14 protein-coding genes and 1 tRNA gene are annotated in these 16,284 nt (G+C 65.6%); 11 read left to right on the top strand and 4 right to left on the bottom strand.

Features of this window, described 5'->3' with window-relative positions:
• The first annotated feature begins 13 nt into the window (after positions 1–13).
• Positions 14–496 carry a GNAT family N-acetyltransferase gene (locus KOE53_RS04920; protein WP_188057617.1) on the top strand — a complete coding sequence of 161 codons (483 nt, stop codon included), beginning with the start codon at positions 14–16 and terminating at the stop codon, positions 494–496.
• Positions 497–523: 27 nt separating this feature from the next.
• Positions 524–1,237 carry a lysoplasmalogenase family protein gene (locus KOE53_RS04915; protein ID WP_353055581.1) on the top strand — a complete coding sequence of 238 codons (714 nt, stop codon included), beginning with the start codon at positions 524–526 and terminating at the stop codon, positions 1,235–1,237.
• Positions 1,238–1,261: 24 nt separating this feature from the next.
• Here KOE53_RS04915 and KOE53_RS04910 read toward each other — a convergent pair whose 3' ends face one another.
• The 4 genes from KOE53_RS04910 to KOE53_RS04895 form a co-directional block, all read right to left on the bottom strand.
• Positions 1,262–1,801 (bottom strand): hypothetical protein, encoded by a 540-nt coding sequence (locus KOE53_RS04910; protein WP_188057616.1) that lies wholly within the window; start codon positions 1,799–1,801, stop codon positions 1,262–1,264.
• Between the two features lie 83 nt (positions 1,802–1,884).
• Positions 1,885–2,838, bottom strand: a complete 954-nt coding sequence (locus KOE53_RS04905; RefSeq protein WP_188057615.1) for an NUDIX hydrolase — start codon at positions 2,836–2,838, stop codon at positions 1,885–1,887.
• A 99-nt stretch (positions 2,839–2,937) separates the two neighbouring features.
• Complete coding sequence (locus tag KOE53_RS04900; RefSeq protein ID WP_188057614.1) at positions 2,938–4,458, bottom strand: HNH endonuclease signature motif containing protein; 1,521 nt, start codon at positions 4,456–4,458, stop codon at positions 2,938–2,940.
• Positions 4,459–4,685: 227 nt separating this feature from the next.
• Positions 4,686–6,191 carry a family 4 glycosyl hydrolase gene (locus KOE53_RS04895; RefSeq protein WP_188057613.1) on the bottom strand — a complete coding sequence of 502 codons (1,506 nt, stop codon included), beginning with the start codon at positions 6,189–6,191 and terminating at the stop codon, positions 4,686–4,688.
• Between the two features lie 162 nt (positions 6,192–6,353).
• Here KOE53_RS04895 and KOE53_RS04890 point away from each other — a divergent pair, with 162 nt between their 5' ends.
• The 9 genes from KOE53_RS04890 (at position 6,354) to KOE53_RS04850 (ending at position 16,185) form a co-directional block, all read left to right on the top strand.
• A complete protein-coding gene (locus KOE53_RS04890; RefSeq protein WP_188057612.1) occupies positions 6,354–7,493 on the top strand; it encodes a carbohydrate kinase family protein in 1,140 nt (379 codons plus the stop codon).
• Positions 7,494–7,574: 81 nt separating this feature from the next.
• Entirely contained in the window at positions 7,575–8,933 is a 1,359-nt protein-coding gene (locus KOE53_RS04885; RefSeq protein WP_188057611.1) for an extracellular solute-binding protein, read from the top strand.
• Positions 8,911–9,858 carry a carbohydrate ABC transporter permease gene (locus KOE53_RS04880; protein ID WP_188057610.1) on the top strand — a complete coding sequence of 316 codons (948 nt, stop codon included), beginning with the start codon at positions 8,911–8,913 and terminating at the stop codon, positions 9,856–9,858. Before KOE53_RS04885 ends, KOE53_RS04880 begins: the two co-directional genes overlap by 23 nt.
• On the top strand, positions 9,855–10,670 hold the full coding sequence (locus KOE53_RS04875) for a carbohydrate ABC transporter permease (RefSeq protein ID WP_188057609.1): 816 nt from the start codon (positions 9,855–9,857) through the stop codon (positions 10,668–10,670). The genes KOE53_RS04880 and KOE53_RS04875 overlap by 4 nt, the downstream gene beginning before the upstream one ends.
• The gene (locus KOE53_RS04870) at positions 10,667–11,176 is read left to right on the top strand and encodes a GNAT family N-acetyltransferase (RefSeq protein WP_188057608.1); all 510 of its coding nucleotides are present in this window, start codon (positions 10,667–10,669) and stop codon (positions 11,174–11,176) included. The genes KOE53_RS04875 and KOE53_RS04870 overlap by 4 nt, the downstream gene beginning before the upstream one ends.
• A gap of 84 nt (positions 11,177–11,260) precedes the next feature.
• A tRNA-Pro gene (locus tag KOE53_RS04865) sits at positions 11,261–11,334 on the top strand.
• A gap of 365 nt (positions 11,335–11,699) precedes the next feature.
• Positions 11,700–11,888, top strand: a complete 189-nt coding sequence (locus KOE53_RS04860; protein WP_188057607.1) for a hypothetical protein — start codon at positions 11,700–11,702, stop codon at positions 11,886–11,888.
• Positions 11,889–12,499: 611 nt separating this feature from the next.
• On the top strand, positions 12,500–13,516 hold the full coding sequence (locus KOE53_RS04855; RefSeq protein WP_188057606.1) for a HamA C-terminal domain-containing protein: 1,017 nt from the start codon (positions 12,500–12,502) through the stop codon (positions 13,514–13,516).
• Positions 13,513–16,185 carry a DEAD/DEAH box helicase gene (locus tag KOE53_RS04850; RefSeq protein WP_188057605.1) on the top strand — a complete coding sequence of 891 codons (2,673 nt, stop codon included), beginning with the start codon at positions 13,513–13,515 and terminating at the stop codon, positions 16,183–16,185. The genes KOE53_RS04855 and KOE53_RS04850 overlap by 4 nt, the downstream gene beginning before the upstream one ends.
• The last annotated feature ends 99 nt before the right edge of the window (positions 16,186–16,284 follow it).

Genomic DNA, 16,284 nt, shown 5'->3' with positions numbered 1-16,284 from the left:
CCATTCTTGACGCATGACTCTCCGCCTGGCACCGATCAGTAGCGACCAGTTCCCGGCGTGGGTGGAGCGCAGCATTGCGGAGTACACGGCCGACCTCGTCACGACCGGTGTCGCCGTGGGGGAGGCCCGGCGCAGGGCGGTCGAGAGCATGGCCGAGGAATTCCCCGGGGGAGCCCCGAGCGCCGAGAATGCCGTGTTCGACCTGGTCGCAGGCGACGGTGCGATCGTCGGGTACCTGTGGGTCGGCGAGGACCACTCGGACGACCCGACCGCCTGGTGGGTGTGGGACGTCGTCGTAGACGCGGGTCAGCGGGGGCAGGGGCACGGCCGCGCGGCCATGCAACTCGCCGAGGACTACGCTCGTTCCGAGGGCGCGACGATGCTCGGCCTCAGCGTCTTCCGCTTCAATGTTGCGGCCCGCGGCCTCTACGAAGCGCTCGGGTACGAGATCACCGGTAGCGATGCCGTCAGCATCAAGATGATCAAGCGGCTGTAGCCGCCAGAACGTTGTCAAAGGAGACACGTGAGTAACCCAGCAACCCCAGCCCCAGCCGTGTTTCCGGAAACCGCACCCCGCGCCGCCAGAGCCTGGCTCCCGTTTGTGCCGTACATCGTGGTGTCGATCATCCATGTCGTGCTCCTCGCGCTCGAACACCCGCTCGCCGGGCCCACGAAGCTGCTGCTGATGCCGACGCTCGCGCTCGCCGCCGTGTGGAGTACTGCGGGCCTTCGCCCGTGGCCGCGTGCTGCAGTCATCGCCCTGCTCGCGGCGATCGCGGCCTCGTGGCTCGGCGACGGCGCCGGCACCTTCTTCCCGGGGCTGCCGGAGTTGCCGATGATGCTGCTCTGGTTCGGCGTCGCCCACATCGTCTACATCGCGCTGTTCTGGCGCACGCGCGGCCTCGGGCGGGGCCGCCCGCCGCTCTGGGCGCTCGCCTACGTCGCCTGGTACGTCGTGCTGCTCGCCGTGCTCGGCCCGCACACCGGCGCCCTGTTCTGGGGCATCGCCGCGTACGGACTCGTGTTGGGCGCAACCGCAGTGTCGGCCTCGCGCTGCGGCCCGATCGCGGCCTGGGGCGGCGTGTGGTTCCTGGCCTCCGACTCGATCCTCGCGTTCCGGCTCTTCCTGCCCGACGCGATGCCCGACTGGACGAGCCCCGCCGTCATGGTGACCTACACGCTCGGCCAGGGGCTCATCGTCGCGGGTGTGCTCGCGGCGCTCAGAAAGCTCGGCTGACCGGGCAGGATCCTGCCGGAAGACCTAGTCGGTGAATGCCCGCAGCCCCGCACCCTTGATCGTCCGCACCAACACAAACAGCAGGGCGGATATGCCCAGGAGCATGCCGATGAGCGACCCGATGAAGAGAGCGTGACTCCACGCTTCCGCGACGGGTAGCTCGGCTCCTGCGCGAACCAAAATGCCTCGTCTCGTTTCCGCGCGAGGGCCTCCGGCGTAGCGCCCGAGGCTGGAAGTGCTCCCGAAGACGAACCAGACGGAGGCGACGATGAGAACCAGGATCCGAGTGGTCCACGACGTTCGAAAATGCCAGAGCAGCGTTGCGAGCACCATTGCGACGCCGGGCAGCGCGAAGATCACGGCCGTCCAGAAGTAGACGCGGGCGGCGTCGCCGCCTGCACCGGGCATTCCTCGGGACAGGAGATCGGCGAAGACGAGCGGCAGCCAAACCCACTGGTATACGAAGATGAGCCCACCTGCCAGGAGCGCGCCGACGAGGGCGACGATCCAGTTGTACTTGATGTTCCACTTCCGGCGGGCGGGCCGCGACGTGGAGAAGCTCATGGGGCAAGACTATGCCGCGAAGGGGCTCCCTCCGGCTCGGGCGCGTGGGGCGATGCTGACCGGGCAGGATCCTGCCGGAAGACCTAGTCGGTGAATGCCCGCAGCCAGCCGGTGCCGCGTACTTGTGCGCCCGCCGTCTGGGCGCGCTGGGCGAGCTCGCGGTCGCTCGTGACGGTGAAGACCTGTCGGCCGTCGCGCACGAGGCGCGCGGTCACCGCCGCGATCGTGTCGTCGCCGTGGCCGGGGGCCTCGACCAGGGTGACCCCGCCAAGACCGTCGTGGCCGAAGTAGCTCGGGAAGTTGCGGGACTCGTCGAACTCGATGACGCCGGGCACGTTCTCGTGCGGCGAGACGCTCACGATGCCGCGGCCGGTGCCCTCGGTCACCAGGACGATCTCGGGGTGCCAGCGATCGCCGGGCAGCTCGAGCTCGGCCGCCGGGATGCCCTCGCGGGCGACGATGGCGAGGCGGTCGCGCAGGCGCTCGCCGGCCCCGCGACGGTCGCGCCACCAGCCGTCGGGCACCGAGCCGACGACGTTCGCGGCGTCCACCACGAGCGCGGGGCGGGTGTTCAGCTGCTCGCGCAGCATCGGCCAGGACGCCGCGAATCCGGGGTGCAGCGGGTACGAGTCGACCTCATCGATGGGCACCCAGCGCAGCTCAAGGCTCTCGGGGTCGGTGATGACCGGCTCGAAGGGGCGGACGACGTCGGCGATGACGGTCGTGTAGGTCCAGACGTCGCGGTCGTAGACGTGGGTGAAGCGGGGCAGGACGGCGCCGTCGGGCACCCCCGCCTCTTCCTGAGACTCACGGATCGCGCCGGCCTCGGCGCTCTCGCCCTGGTTGCGGGCGCCGCCGGGGATTCCCCAGGTGCCGCCGTGGTGGCTCCAGGCGACGCGGTGCTGCAGCAGCACGCCGCGCTCGGCATCGATCGCGAGCAGGCCGGCCGCGCCGAACAGCCCCCACACTTCACTGCCGTCGGGGAGGGTGACCCAGGCGTCGCCGGGGTCACGGGGCTGCGAGGTCGGACCGCTCATGGTTTGAGTCTTTCACAGGCGGATGCGAGCGCGCTTTGACCGGGTCGCGGCGGGACGCGGGGTGGTGAACTCAGGGCAGAGATGAACCGACCTGCCAGGTCAACTGGGTGGGTCTTCGTCGTTCGGGATGGACGTTCTCACTTGCGCCTTCGTCTTCTCGCGTCTCGACGGTGATCGGTGCGGCAGTCCGGGCGTTGTGCGAATGACCGCCTCGGCCGGTGGGCGAGCGGAACTCAAGCGCCGTCCGGGGACGCTGGGCGAGAGACCGTCTTGTCCCGGCGGTCGAGTGGGAAACAAGCCGCGTTCTGGCGGAGCGGGTGTCGGCCAGGCGGGTGTTGGTCGGGCGGGTGTCGGCCGGGCGGGCGTTGCCTCGTGAATGCCACCGAAATCGCTGTCCGGGCTCGTGCGATGCGTGCGGCCAGCGGGCGAGGTCCATTCGATGATGCCGTCGGCGAGCTGGGCGACCCGCCAGTCGGAGTTGTGCTTCAACCGGTGATGCTTCTTGCAGAGGGACGCCAGGTTCTCCACGCTCGTGTGGCCGCCGTCCTGCCAGTCCACCGTGTGGTCGTTCTCGCCCGTGATCGCGCGATGGGTGCAGCCCGGGAAGCGGCACACGCCGTCGCGAAGCCGGATGAACCGTTGCAGGTCGGCGGGAACCTTATAGGCGTCGCGGCCGTACGACATCCACGTGCCAGTCTCTGGGTGGGTGAGGATGCGGAAGAACGACGCTGCATCGCCCGCGAGCTCCCGAGCAGTGTCGGGGTCGATCGGGCCGAAGCCTTCGAGGGAGGCCGGCTCGTCCGAGCGACCCAGCAAGGTCAAAACGGGAACCGTCACGAAGATTGTCGGTCGGACCGAGCCCACAGACCCGGCGGCGGCCGAGCTCGTGGCGACATCGCGATCGACCGTGCCGTGTTGCAGCAGATCCGATGCGATATCAGCCTCGCGCTGTGCCCGGGTGCGCGGGTCGTCATCGGAAGCGGTACGCCGCCCCATGAAATCGAGCCGGGCTGAGATCGCCGCGACCTGGTCAGTTGGGAGGTAGAGGGTGAACCACGACATTCCGTTGCGTCTGGGCTCGACCGTCACCTTCCGCTCGGCCCGCTCGAGCCTGAGTCGCTCGGCCATGGACTCGGTATGCATGCGCTCACGCAGCTTCCGAGCCTCTCGACGGAACCGGGTAGGTACGAGGTCTTGGGCGAGGGGCAGTGCGAGCCGCTCGAATTCGCCGCGCCTCTCGAGAGGGAGCGACCAGGCCTCATGCAACAGCAGGCGCACGTGCTGCCGAGAAATGGAGCCGTCGGACAGCGACCGCAGCGTGGTGGGGAAGTGTTGTACGAGTGCCTCTGCCTCGTGGATGAGGGTGACCGCGGTCGCTTCGTGCAGGCCCAGCGTCGTGGCGATCTCCGCGGTGAGGCTGCGGATCGCAAATTCCTGCGAAAACCGACCCTCGTTCACGGCGAATGCTCGGGCCTGCTCAATCGCTTCGTACTGCGAGGCCACTGCCGCGCGAGCGATTCGCTCGTCGAGATCGACCGCCCGGATGTAGCTGCTGATCAATGTCCGCGCGACGTCGAAACTCGCACCTGGGTGCGGGTCTCGGGGCTGGATTTCTTCCATGTATCGAGTGCACACTGCACCACCGACACTGGACGAGGGTCTTTCGAATCCCGGGCGCGTCGCTCTCGATTGAGGCGGAGCGGCTGACGCTGAGTGGGGCCGGAATCACGCGAAGGCGCGCGATAGGCCGAGCGGCAACAAGACGCGGGCCAGCTACGCGAACCCCGGCCAATCGACCCCCCCAGCTATGCGAACCCCGGCCAGGCGACCGCCGCCGATAGCTCCAGCTACTCGAACGCCGCCGCAACGCCTGGGATGCGGGCCCGGTAGCCCTCGAGCAGCGACTTCGCGACCGTCACCGAGTCCACCAGGGGGTGCGTGGCGAACGCGCGCCAGGCAAGGGCAGGATCGCGGTGTCGCACAGCAGACAGCGTGAGCTGCTCGGCGGCTTTGACCCGCTGCATCAGGCCGAGCATGTCGCCCGCGACCGGGGCGATCGGCAGCGGCCGCACCCCGTCCTCCGAGACGCGGCACGCGATCTCGATGACGGCGTGGTCGGGCAGTTCGGGCACCGCGGCGCGGGGCGCGGGCTGGCCGGGACCGGCAGCACCACTCCGGTTCGCCACATTCAGGATCATGGTCGCCGCGGGCCCGCCCGTCAGCGCGCTCATGAGGTCGAGCGCGACCTGCTGGTACCCGCCGTCCTCGACGTCGGCCTCCTCGCGGCCCTCGCGCTCCTCCTCCGAACGGCTCTCGGCCATGTAGGTGAACTCGCGCTCGCGCAGCGTCTCTTGCCACACCAAGTGCGCGTCGGCCGGGCTCGCGCCCAGAGCTCGCGCGTAGAACCGCTCCTGCTGCCCCTTCAAAAACTCGCCGCGCGTCTCGCTCGTGCGGATGCGCGCCGTCGCCTCGCGCTCGAAGTAGTAGTAGAAGAGGTACTCGTTGGGGAGGGCGCCGATCGCGCGGATCCAGTCGAAGCCCATCAGCCGCGCCTCCTCGATCGACTCGAGCGCGCTGTCCGAGGCGAGCAGCGCGGGCAGATGGTCGACCCCGTCGATCGACAGGCGGCGCAGCCAGCCGAGGTGGTTGAGTCCCACGTAGTCGAACGACACGCGCTCGAGCGAGGCCTGGTCGAGCGACGTCAGGCCGACCCCGCGGCCCGCGACCCGGGTCGCCCGGCGCATGAGCCCGATCGGGGTGTCGCAGATGCCGATGACGCGGTCGCCGAGGAACTCGCGCATCGCCTCGGTGACGAGCCCGGCGGGGTTGGTGAAGTTGATGACCCAGGCGTCGGGGGCGAGCTCCCGGACACGGCTGGCCAACCGCGACGCGACCGGCAGCGTGCGCATCGCGTAGGCGAGGCCACCCGGGCCGACCGTCTCTTGGCCGAGCACACCGAGGTCGAGGGCGACGCGCTCGTCGGCGATGCGGCCGTCGATGCCGCCGACACGCATGGCCGAGAAGATGAAGCCGGCGCCCGTGATCGCCTCGTCGAGGTCGGTCGTCACGGTGACGCGCGGCGGGTGCGGCAGGGTGGGCGCGAGGTGGCTGAGGATCGCGCGCATCGTGTCGAGGCGCGAGGCGTCGACGTCGTGCAGGCAGAGCTCGGTGACGGTGGGCCCGGCTGAGTCGGCGCTGAGTCCGGCCCGCGGCGCGGCACCAGCGGCACCACCGGCAGCACCAGCCCCCGCAGGATCCCCGCCCACCGGCCCCCGGCCCAGCCCGCCCCCGCCGATCGCGCTGAACAGCTGGGGCACGCGGAACCCGCCGCCGCCAATCAGGGTAAGTTTCATGCCGGAAACACCTCGAATCCGCTCGATTGCAGCATGGGTTCACTCTACCGAGGCCGTACTTCGCGGGGGAGGACCGAGTGATATTCTGGCGAGAAACCGGGCGACGCTTTCGCCCGACGAGTCGACACGGCGAAAGCCGCCAAGCGCTGGACGGGGGACGTCGTGGCAGAGCCCACCGGAACGCGCCAGCACTCCGAACCGTCCGACGAACCCCTCGACCTCTTCCTCGCGGGCACCCTCTTCTTCGACCTCGTGTTCACCGGGCTGCCGGCCGACCCACAGCCGGGCACCGAGGTGTGGGCCGCGGGAATGGGCTCGCTGCCGGGCGGCGTCGCGAACCTCGCAGTGGCGGCAGCGCGCCTGGGGCTCTGCACGGGGCTCGCCGCCGCGATCGGCGACGATGCGTACGGCACCTGGAACGCGCAGGTGCTCGGCGAGCAGGAGGGCATTGACCTGTCGCACTCGCGCGTCGTGCCCGGTTGGCACACGCCCGTCACGGTGTCGCTGTCGACGCACGGCGACCGCAGCATGATCACGCACGGCGACCGGCTGCCGATGCGCACGAGCGAGCTCGTCGGCGACCCGCCAGCTTCGCGCGCGGTCTTCGCCGACCTGGGCCTCGACCTCGGGCTCGAGCTCGAACGGGGCGGCGCACCGGGCGAGCCCTGGTGGCGCACCGCCGCCCGCCGCGGTTCGCTTGTTTTCGCCGACCTCGGCTGGGATGCGTCGGGGGACTGGTCCGCGGCCACCCTCGCGCAGCTCGACGGCTGCCACGCCTTCTTGCCCAACCACGTCGAGGCGATGGCGTACACGCGCACCGACTCCGCGGAAGACGCCGTCAAGGCCCTCGCCGAGCGCGTGCCACTCGCGGTCGTGACCTGCGGCTCGGGTGGGGCGCTCGCGATCGACGGCAGCACGGGGGAGACGGCCCGGGTGCCCTCCGTCCCCGTGAACCCCTTCGACTCGACGGGGGCGGGCGACGTGTTCGCCGCGGCCATGATCACCGGCACGCTGCGTGAATGGCCCCTGGCCGACCGGCTGGCCTTCGCCACGCTGTGCGCGGCGCTCGCGGTGGAGGAGTTTGGCGGATCCCTCGCCTCGCCGGGCTGGGCCGACATTGCCTCTTGGCGCGCGAAGATCTTGCGAGAGGCGCAGCACGACGAGGCGCGCGCCGCGATCGCCGAGCGCTTCGCCTTCCTTGATGGGCCGCTGAGCACCGGCACCCCGCCGCCGCCCCGCCGCGCAAGTGCTACGTTCAAACTGCCGCATGTGCCGCGGCCACACCCCGATTCGCGGCAGTAACTCCCGGCCGGCGCCCCACCGGGCGCGCACCCCAGACACTTTCACCACTCACGCACCACGACACAAAGGAATCGGAACGCGATGACACGCTCTCCCCGGACCCTCCTCGCCTCCCTCGCTGCGGTCGCCGTCGCAGGGCTGATCCTGACCGGCTGCACGCCGGGTTCGGGCGCCCCGGTCGCGACGGACGACCCGAACCGCACGGTCGAGACCGACGTTTCGAAGATGGGCGACCTCACGCTCTCGGTCTGGGACCAGGAGGTGCGTGGTGGCCAGGACGAGCAGATGACGGCGCTGAACGACGCGTTCCAGGTGAAGTACCCGAACGTGACGATTAAGCGGAACTCGCAGTCGTTCGAAGACCTCGGCAAGACTCTGCGTCTCGCGCTCTCGGGCGACGACGCCCCGGACGTCGTGCAGGCGAACAACGCGCGCAGCTCGATGGGCCAGTTCGTGGCCGCCGGCCAGCTCGTCTCGCTCGACCCGTGGGCGAAGGCGTACGGCTGGGAAGACCGCTTCGCGCCGAGCGTGCTGCAGTACACGCGGTACAGCAAGGACGCGAAGACGTTCGGCTCGGGCTCGATCTACGGCGTGCCGCAGGTCGGCGAGGTCGTCGGCGTGTTCTACAGCAAGCCCAAGCTCGCGGCCCTCGGCCTCGAGGTGCCGAAGACCTGGGAAGAGTTTGACGCGGCGCTCGCCGCAGCGAAGGCGGCTGGCGAGACCCCCATTCAGCTCGGCAACATCGAGCAGTGGCCCGCCGTGCACGTGTTCGGCCCGGTGCAGGGCGCGAACGTCGACGCGGAGGACATCTCGAAGCTCGGCTTCGGCAACCCCGGCGCCTCGTGGACGACGGAGCAGAACGTCGCCGCGGCATCGCAGATCGCCGGCTGGAGCACCGCCGGCTACTTCAACTCGGGCGCCAACGGCACCGACTACGACGCGGCCTGGCAGAACCTGGCCAAGGGCGACGGCGTCTTCCTGATCGGCGGATCCTGGTTGGCAGCCGACCTTGAGGACGCGATGGGCGACGACGTCGGCTTCTTCACCCCGGCAAACAAGTCGGGCGAGGGCGCGCACACCACCGGCGGCACCGGCATTCCGTTCACGGTCACCACCGGATCGAAGCACCCCGACGCCGCGGCCGCGTACATCGACTTCATCACGAGCGACGAGGCCATGCAGATCCTCGCCGACACGGGCAACCTGCCCGTCGTGAACACGCAGGACTACGCGCCCGAGAGCGGCGTGCAGCGCGACGTCTACGCCGCGTTCGGCGCCGTCACGAGCGAGGGCGTACTGCTGCCCTACCTCGACTACGCGACGCCTACCTTCGGCACCACCCTCGGCGAGGCGCTGCAGCAGCTGATTGACGGCAGGATCACGCCGGAAGCGTTCACCGAAGCGCTCGAGGCCGACTATGCCGAGTTCGTCGCCGAATAGGCGAACCCGGTCACCGGGGGGAGCATCGCGCTCCCTCCGGCCCTACCTGTACCTGGCGCCGGCACTCATCGTGTACGGCGCCCTGGTGTTGTACCCGCTCGGGCGGGCCGCCCACCTGTCGCTGTTCGACTGGGACGGGCTGTCGCTCGCGACGTTCGTCGGGTTTGAGAACTATGTCGACGTCTTCACTGACGTGCGGCTGCGGGCCGCGTTCCTGCACTCACTCGTGTTCGTATTCTTCTACGCGATCCTGCCGCTCGCGCTCGGGCTGATCGCCGCGACAGTGCTTACCCGCGCGAAGGTGCGCGGCATCGGCCTGTTTCGCACGATCGTCTTCTTGCCGCAGGTCATCGCGATGGTCGTCGTCGCGATCGCGTGGCGGCAGATTTACGCGCCGGACGGGGCGCTGAATGTCATGCTGCGCGCGGTTGGGCTCGGCGATTTCGCCCGAGCCTGGCTGGGCGATTACGACTTCGCGCTGCCTGCCGTGGGCCTGATCGGCAGCTGGGTTTCGACCGGGCTCGTCACCGTGCTCTTGCTCGCGGGTATGGCGCGCATTCCGCGCGAGCAGTTCGAGGCGGCCCGCCTTGACGGGGCCGGCCCAGTGCGAGAGTTCTTCGCCGTGATCTTGCCCGCCGTCCGCGCTGAAATCACCGTCGCGCTGACGCTCACGATCGTCGCGTCGCTCAAGACCTTCGATCTCGTCTACGTCACGACGCGCGGCGGGCCCGGATCGAGCACGACCGTGCCGAGCTACGAGGTGTACGTGCGGGCGTTCGAGCGCGGCGAGGTCGGCTCGGCCGCCGCCGTCGGCATCACACTGACGCTGCTTATCTTCCTGATCAATCTCGCGGTGAACCGCGTGGGCGAGCGCAGCGAGGATCCTGCCCACGAGCGCCGCCGAGCCGGGGCGGGTGCGCGATGAGGGTGTCTGCATTCGAGCGGGCCGCGAACTACGCGATCCTGCTGCTGTTCGCGCTCGTCGTGCTCGGGCCGATCGCGCTGATCGTGCGCGAGGCGTTCTCGCCCGCGACGGTCGCTGCGGCTCAGGATGGCGCGTTCCACCCCGAGAACTTCCAGGCCGCGTGGGTCGACGGTCGGTTCAGCCAGTACATGCTGACGTCGGTGCTCGTCGCGATTGTCGTCGTGGTGAGTGCGACGGTGCTGTCGATTCTCGCCGGCTACGCGTTCGGCACCATGCAGTTTCGGGGCAGCACGGTGCTGTTCTACCTGTTCCTCGCGGGCATCATGGTGCCGACCGAGGCGATCATCATTCCGCTGTTCTTCGACCTGCGCAGCCTCGGGCTGACCGACACGCTGTGGGGCGTCGCGCTGCCGCAGGTCGCCCAGTCGATCGCGTTTGGGACGTATTGGATGCGCGCGTACTTCCGCGGCGTGCACCCCTCGATGCTCGACTCGGCGCGCGTGGACGGTGCGAGCCCGCGGCGCATTCTCTGGTCGATCCTCGTGCCGATGGGCCGGCCCGCGATCACGACGATGGTCGTGCTGTTCTTCATGTGGACGTGGAACGAGTTCCTTATTCCCCTCGTGCTGTCGCCCACGGGCGGGTTCCGCACGGCGCCGCTCGCGCTGTCGATCTTCCAGGGGCAGTACACGCAGGGGACCGCCCTGCTGGCCGCCGCGGCGGTGCTTGTGGCGTTGCCGGTGGTGCTCGTGTACCTCGTGCTGCAGCGGCACTTCATTCGCGGCATGCTCGACGGGGCGGTGCGCGAGTGACGGTGTTGATTCGTCCGTACGCGGCCACTGATGCCGCCGAGACCCTCGAGGTGTTCGAGCGGTCGGTGCGCGGGCTTGCCGGGGACGCGTACACGGACGAGCAGGTCGAGGCCTGGGTCGGGTCGCGCACGGTCGCCGTGTGGGTCGCGGCGCGCGCCGGACAGCGCATTGTGGTCGCGTCTGCGGGCGAGGGCGGGCCGCTGGTCGGGCTGGTGGCGCTTGAACTGCCGGATCCTGCCGCCGGGGGCGACGCGTTGTTGGATTTGATGTTCGTCGTGCCCGAGGCCTCGCGCCAGGGCGTCGCGAGCGCGCTGCTCGAGTGGGCGATCGAGGAGGCCCGTGCGATCGGCGCCCCGCGGATGTCGACGTTTGCGAGCCGCACGGCGCTGCCGTTCTTCGAGGCACGCGGCTTCGTCGTGGACGGCGAGCGCACGGTCTGGCGGGGCGGAGTGGAGCTGCAAAACTACGCGATGAGCCGGTCTCTCGGCGCTCTGCCTGGGGCGTGACGCGCGCGGGTTGTGCGTGGTCACCCGGCCGCCCAAAGTGTGGGTAATATAGAGGGGTTGCCTCGGCCTTGGTCGAATCAGCAACGGGCTGTGGCGCAGCTTGGTAGCGCACCTGACTGGGGGTCAGGGGGTCGCAGGTTCAAATCCTGTCAGCCCGACAGAAAAAGGCCTGATCACATAAGAATGTGGTCGGGCCTTTGTCGTTTGCAAAGGGAAGCGTCTCGTCCCCCTAAGGCCGTTTCCTGGCTGGGGGATTCTCACAGCACTGCACTTACTGACATCAGTGTGCGCTAACTACAGCAGGATCCTGCCCAAACTATTGTTGCGCAGAGGCCGCCAGCAGACAGGTAAGAATTCGCACCACAAAGTACACGTCGTCGGCGAATGCTCGCAGATACGCGGGAAAAATCGTTGGCCGAGTCCGAACATCACGCGTTCGGGCGGAGCAGCCCCATTAGGGAACTCACAAGCACAGGGCCCGCACAATCCTCGTTCGACTGTGCCCACGAAAATGAGAACCCTGATGCTCATCCCGCGACTCTGGAACCTCAGCATCCGCACCCGGAACCTGCTGAACCGCTACGCCCCCACGAACCTCCTCCTGAATAAACTGCGGGAGAGGCACAGCCTGAAATGGGGAATACCCGCGATGCTCATCGGCATCGCATACATCGCCATCGCTGCAATCATCACAACGCTGATCGGCCACTGATGGAGCCAATGGCTCTACCTGCTCTTCTTCCTCTGCCTCTACAACGGGCTCAAGTTTCTCCTCTTCGGCCCATGGAGCTTGGTGCTTCTCGCCCGGGCCCGCTTACAGGAGGCCGACCCACGCCAGGCAGGTAACGTAAAAGCTACTTGACGGCGGACGCCTTAAAGCGAGTTCCGCCTATTAATGGCATGCGCACAAACTGTATTCCCCAACACAGCGATCCTGCGTCTTTGCCAATCTCGGGAGAGTACGCGGCATGCCCCGGGGCAGTTGGATCCTTTCATCGATACTCTTTGGATGATTGTTCATTTTCAGTTGATCCGTGCATAGGCGCACGAAGGAGATTTGACGCCCATGTTCCACTCAAGGACCGCAGTCAACCTCTGCATCGAACCAGCGCGACCGGCAACCCTAATAACTGAACAATGGGCGAATCAGGATCCTGAGCGACCGCGTTGCATAACTACCGTCAACGCCCTGGCAGTGAAGCAGCATGATGGACGCCAATGGCGCGAAGGCCTAGCCAGCGTGACCATTGTGGAGCATTGGAAGAAAAACTTGCGGGCGAGCGAGTTTCTGGATTTTGTCAGTCGTCGACCGTCCAACTTCGCATGGCAGAAGACATCGCTGTGAGCGACACTATTCTCCCGCTCTCCCTTATGAATCGTGAACGATTCCGGGATCTCTTCTATGACCCTGAGCGATTCGACATCCACACGAAGACTGTCATGCACCTCCACGTGCTACGTGTGGACGGCGGAGATTTCGCGATCAAACCGCTCTTCAGGGAGCTGGTGAACAACAGCATCAGCTTCGTTCTCTCTCGCCAAAATATGGGGAAACTCCTTGGTGACCTGAGCCGCATGGGCGAGTTCTTCAAGAAGGCGCAGACGCAATTCAAGGCACCCGACCCAAACTCGGGAGAGGGCGGAGAGCTTCTTCTCTACTCATTTCTAGAGGGCCACCTCGGCGCACCCAAGATTCTCTCGAAAATGGAGCTCAAGACATCGTCGGAACACTACGTGCACGGCACCGATGGCGTTCATCTTTTTGAAGTCTCCGAGGGTGACTACCAGCTGATCTTTGGCGAATCGAAGATGTACGGAGATGCCACTGGCAGCGTCGGATCGAGTGTTCGTCGCGGCGTCAAAGCAGCTTTCGCGTCTATCGGCAAGGTGCAGGAAGATGACTTCGACTTCGATACCTGGCTCGTGGAATCGGAGCTGCTCAAGGAGAGTCTTGACACGGACAAGGTCGAACTCCTGGCTTCCATTCTTCTGCCTTCAGCCGCTGGGGCGCCAGCCATCACCAAGGCGAACGCTTTCGGCGTGTTCATCGGTTTCGAGCTCGATGTGACGTCATATCCGTTTGCGGATCACACCGCAGCAGATATTGAAACGCATCTGCGTGAGCTCGCGCTGTCGGCGGTCACTGCCCAGGTGGATACGATCGAGACCGAGATTCAGAACCGCGGCCTCGGCGGATATCAGTTTCATATCTATCTAGTCCCGTTCTTGAAACGGAACGTTAATGGGACCATCCGGGGCATTGAGGACATCCGCATCGATCTCGCTTCCGAACTGAGCGGTAAGAATTTACGCTTGCCGAAGGAGAAGACGAAGAAGTGACATCGCGTACTGCCGCTGATCTACTCAGCGAGATGATAGTCGGACGACAGGATTTCCAAGACGCTTTCGGTAACTTAGAGCGCGCCGTCGCGGACTCGTTCTTGTCGGGTCAGGCAGGGCAACCAAGTGACTTCATCGAGACGAAGCGTCTATTACGATACGCGGATGTGTTGTCCCATTCCGTAGATCCTCGTCATCGAGAGCTCGCGTACACGACCATCGCCCTGCTCCGTGAGTATGACGCTGCTATAGGGCTCGGCCAGGATCTGAGCGAGCGCGTTCTTGCGGTCGCTGAGGCAGTTCTCGTGCAACTAGGAAACTTCCCGGGGATCCGTACCCTACAGAAGGGGGTTGGGAGCCGTTATGCGCTCCCGCTGTCTCGTGGCACGCTGCGAGTCGCGAAGGAGGTCTTGCAGCGGACCAGCCGGGGCGATGCAATTCTTACTGACACGCAGTACGCGATCACGGAGAAGATGCGTGGCGAGGACTATTTCAGCTTCTCGGGGCCGACCTCGCTCGGTAAGTCGTTCATCATCAAGGACGCCTTGTACGACATTGTTCGTCGTGATGAACTTAATGACCGTTGCGTCGTGGTCCTCGTTCCGACCAAAGCTCTGATCGGTCAGACAGCCGCGGACCTTCGGAATCTTCTCACGGAAGTACCAGAGGTGAACGTCGCGACCTACCCGTCGCTGCCTAAGTTGCTCCGTCAGAAGTACCGACGCACAATTTTCGTGTTGACGCCAGAGCGCCTCCTCCGGTACCTAGCCAATCCAGTTCGTGACATCGATTACCTCGTCGTCGATGAAGCTCAGAAGGTCATCGCTAAGAACGATGCTCGCAGCTCGCTTTACTATCACGCGATCGTCGAGGCGACCCGCCGCTTTGCAACCAAGCTCGTTTTCGCGTCGCCGAGTATTGAGAACCCAGAGCTGTTTCTGCAACTTTTCGGCAAAGCGACCAACGGAACCCTGTCTGTAAGTGAGCGTACGGTGGCGCAGCAGCGTTACTTCGTGGACCTCGTCGACCGAAAGCAGTACTATTTTTCCGGATTGGACGCGGAACCTCTCGAGCTCGACGCCGCGCCTAGCCAGACGAATGTGGTCGATTTCATCCTCGCGAGGAGTGGAGATCGTAAGGCAATCATCTACATCAACGGGTCGCTGAAATCCGCCGAGTTTGCGCTACGGCTCGCTGAACGTCGTGACGTTGTGGCGAATGAAAAGGTCGATGAACTGATCGAGCACGTCCGCGAGTACGTACATAAGGACTACTTCCTTGCAAGCACGCTGAGCCGAGGGGTTGCCTTTCACCACGGCAAGATGCCACAGGACGTGCGTGAGAAGGTCGAGCAAGCATTCGCTGACCCGGATTCACCCATCCAGTTTGTGGTTTGCACTTCGACACTCCTCGAAGGCGTGAATCTCCCGGCGAAGAACATCTTCGTACTGAGCGATAAGCACGGGAATAGTTCGTTTACGAAGATTGACTTCGAGAATCTCGCGGGCCGCGCCGGTCGACTCACCTACGACTTCTCTGGCAACGTGGTCTGCGTTCGCGAGGAAGCAAGCCGTTGGACCGACAATACTCGGGCGCTCATACCTCGGGCTGAACCTGCCCGAGCAGAGAGCTTTCTCGTGAATCCCGCGAGCAACCGCAAGAAGGAATACAGCGACATTGCGCGGATACTTCGGGGAGAGGCCCTTCCAGGCAAACCGTCGGCTGATCAACGAAGGAGCGTCGAGCAGTACGCGTCGATTCTGACAGTACATCAACTAGATGATCAGCAGACACCGCTCCGGAGCTACTTCCTTGACAAGGTCAAGGACGGCCGCGATCTCCTGAAGAATGCGGCTGCGTCTGTTGTTGTGCCAACTGACGTGTTGCGGCGCTCGCCAAACATTTTGCCTGAGTATCAGAACCGCGTCTGGAACGAGCTCACCGCTGCATCGGCTGAACCACTTGTGGCCGATGATGCTGACCTCGCCGATGTGGAGACGTTCCTCAGCGTACTCACCCGTCTCAGTAGTCTCTATGGATGGCGCTCTACTGAGGTTTCGGGCACAGATCCCCTCATGCCGAAGAACGCTGATGCCGATGGGTGGGAGCGACGGCTCTACTATTGGGCGCTCCTTATGCGGGGATGGGTTCGCGGCGATCCGATCAGCCGCGTAATTTCAAGCTCTATCGCCTACTACACCCAGCGAGGTTGGATCACCTATCGCGACTACTCCCGCGAGGAGAGTCTGGTTGCCGAGCCTTTCGATCGAAAGTCGGCGAAGCACGTCAACTTCATCATCGAGTGGACGCTTCGGGATATCGAAGGGGGATTGCGGTTCCGCATCATCGGTTACCTGCAGAACTTCTTCGACGTAAGTGTGATGGCGCTCGGACGCGACGCAGCCGGGGTCAATGTCGCCACGCTTGTGGAGTACGGCACGAGGGACCAGCGGGCAATTCAGCTTCAGGAGGTTGGTTTCGGCCGTACAGTCGCGACGGAACTCCTGACTGAGCACTTGGACGCGCTGCAGTTTTCCGTCGCGGACGAACTTGAGGGCTTCGATTACGATTCGGTCTTGAAGAGCACCAAGCTATCGGATGAGGCTCGCGCAGAGGTCGAAAATATCATGGTCAAGATTGAAGCACCCGTGGGCACCTCGCATATGTGATCAGGTTGATCAGGACTACCGAATGCCTTTTACAGAGCGCAACTTAGCCTTGCAGCGAGCATGATCATGGGTGCAGAGTTCGAGCCGTTCCGACGTGAA

This window comes from Leucobacter sp. CX87 (assembly GCF_018682295.1).
Lineage (GTDB): Bacteria > Actinomycetota > Actinomycetes > Actinomycetales > Microbacteriaceae > Cx-87.
The sequence above is the reverse complement of the archived record's forward strand: the minus strand, read 5'-3'. Positions and strand labels throughout refer to the sequence as shown.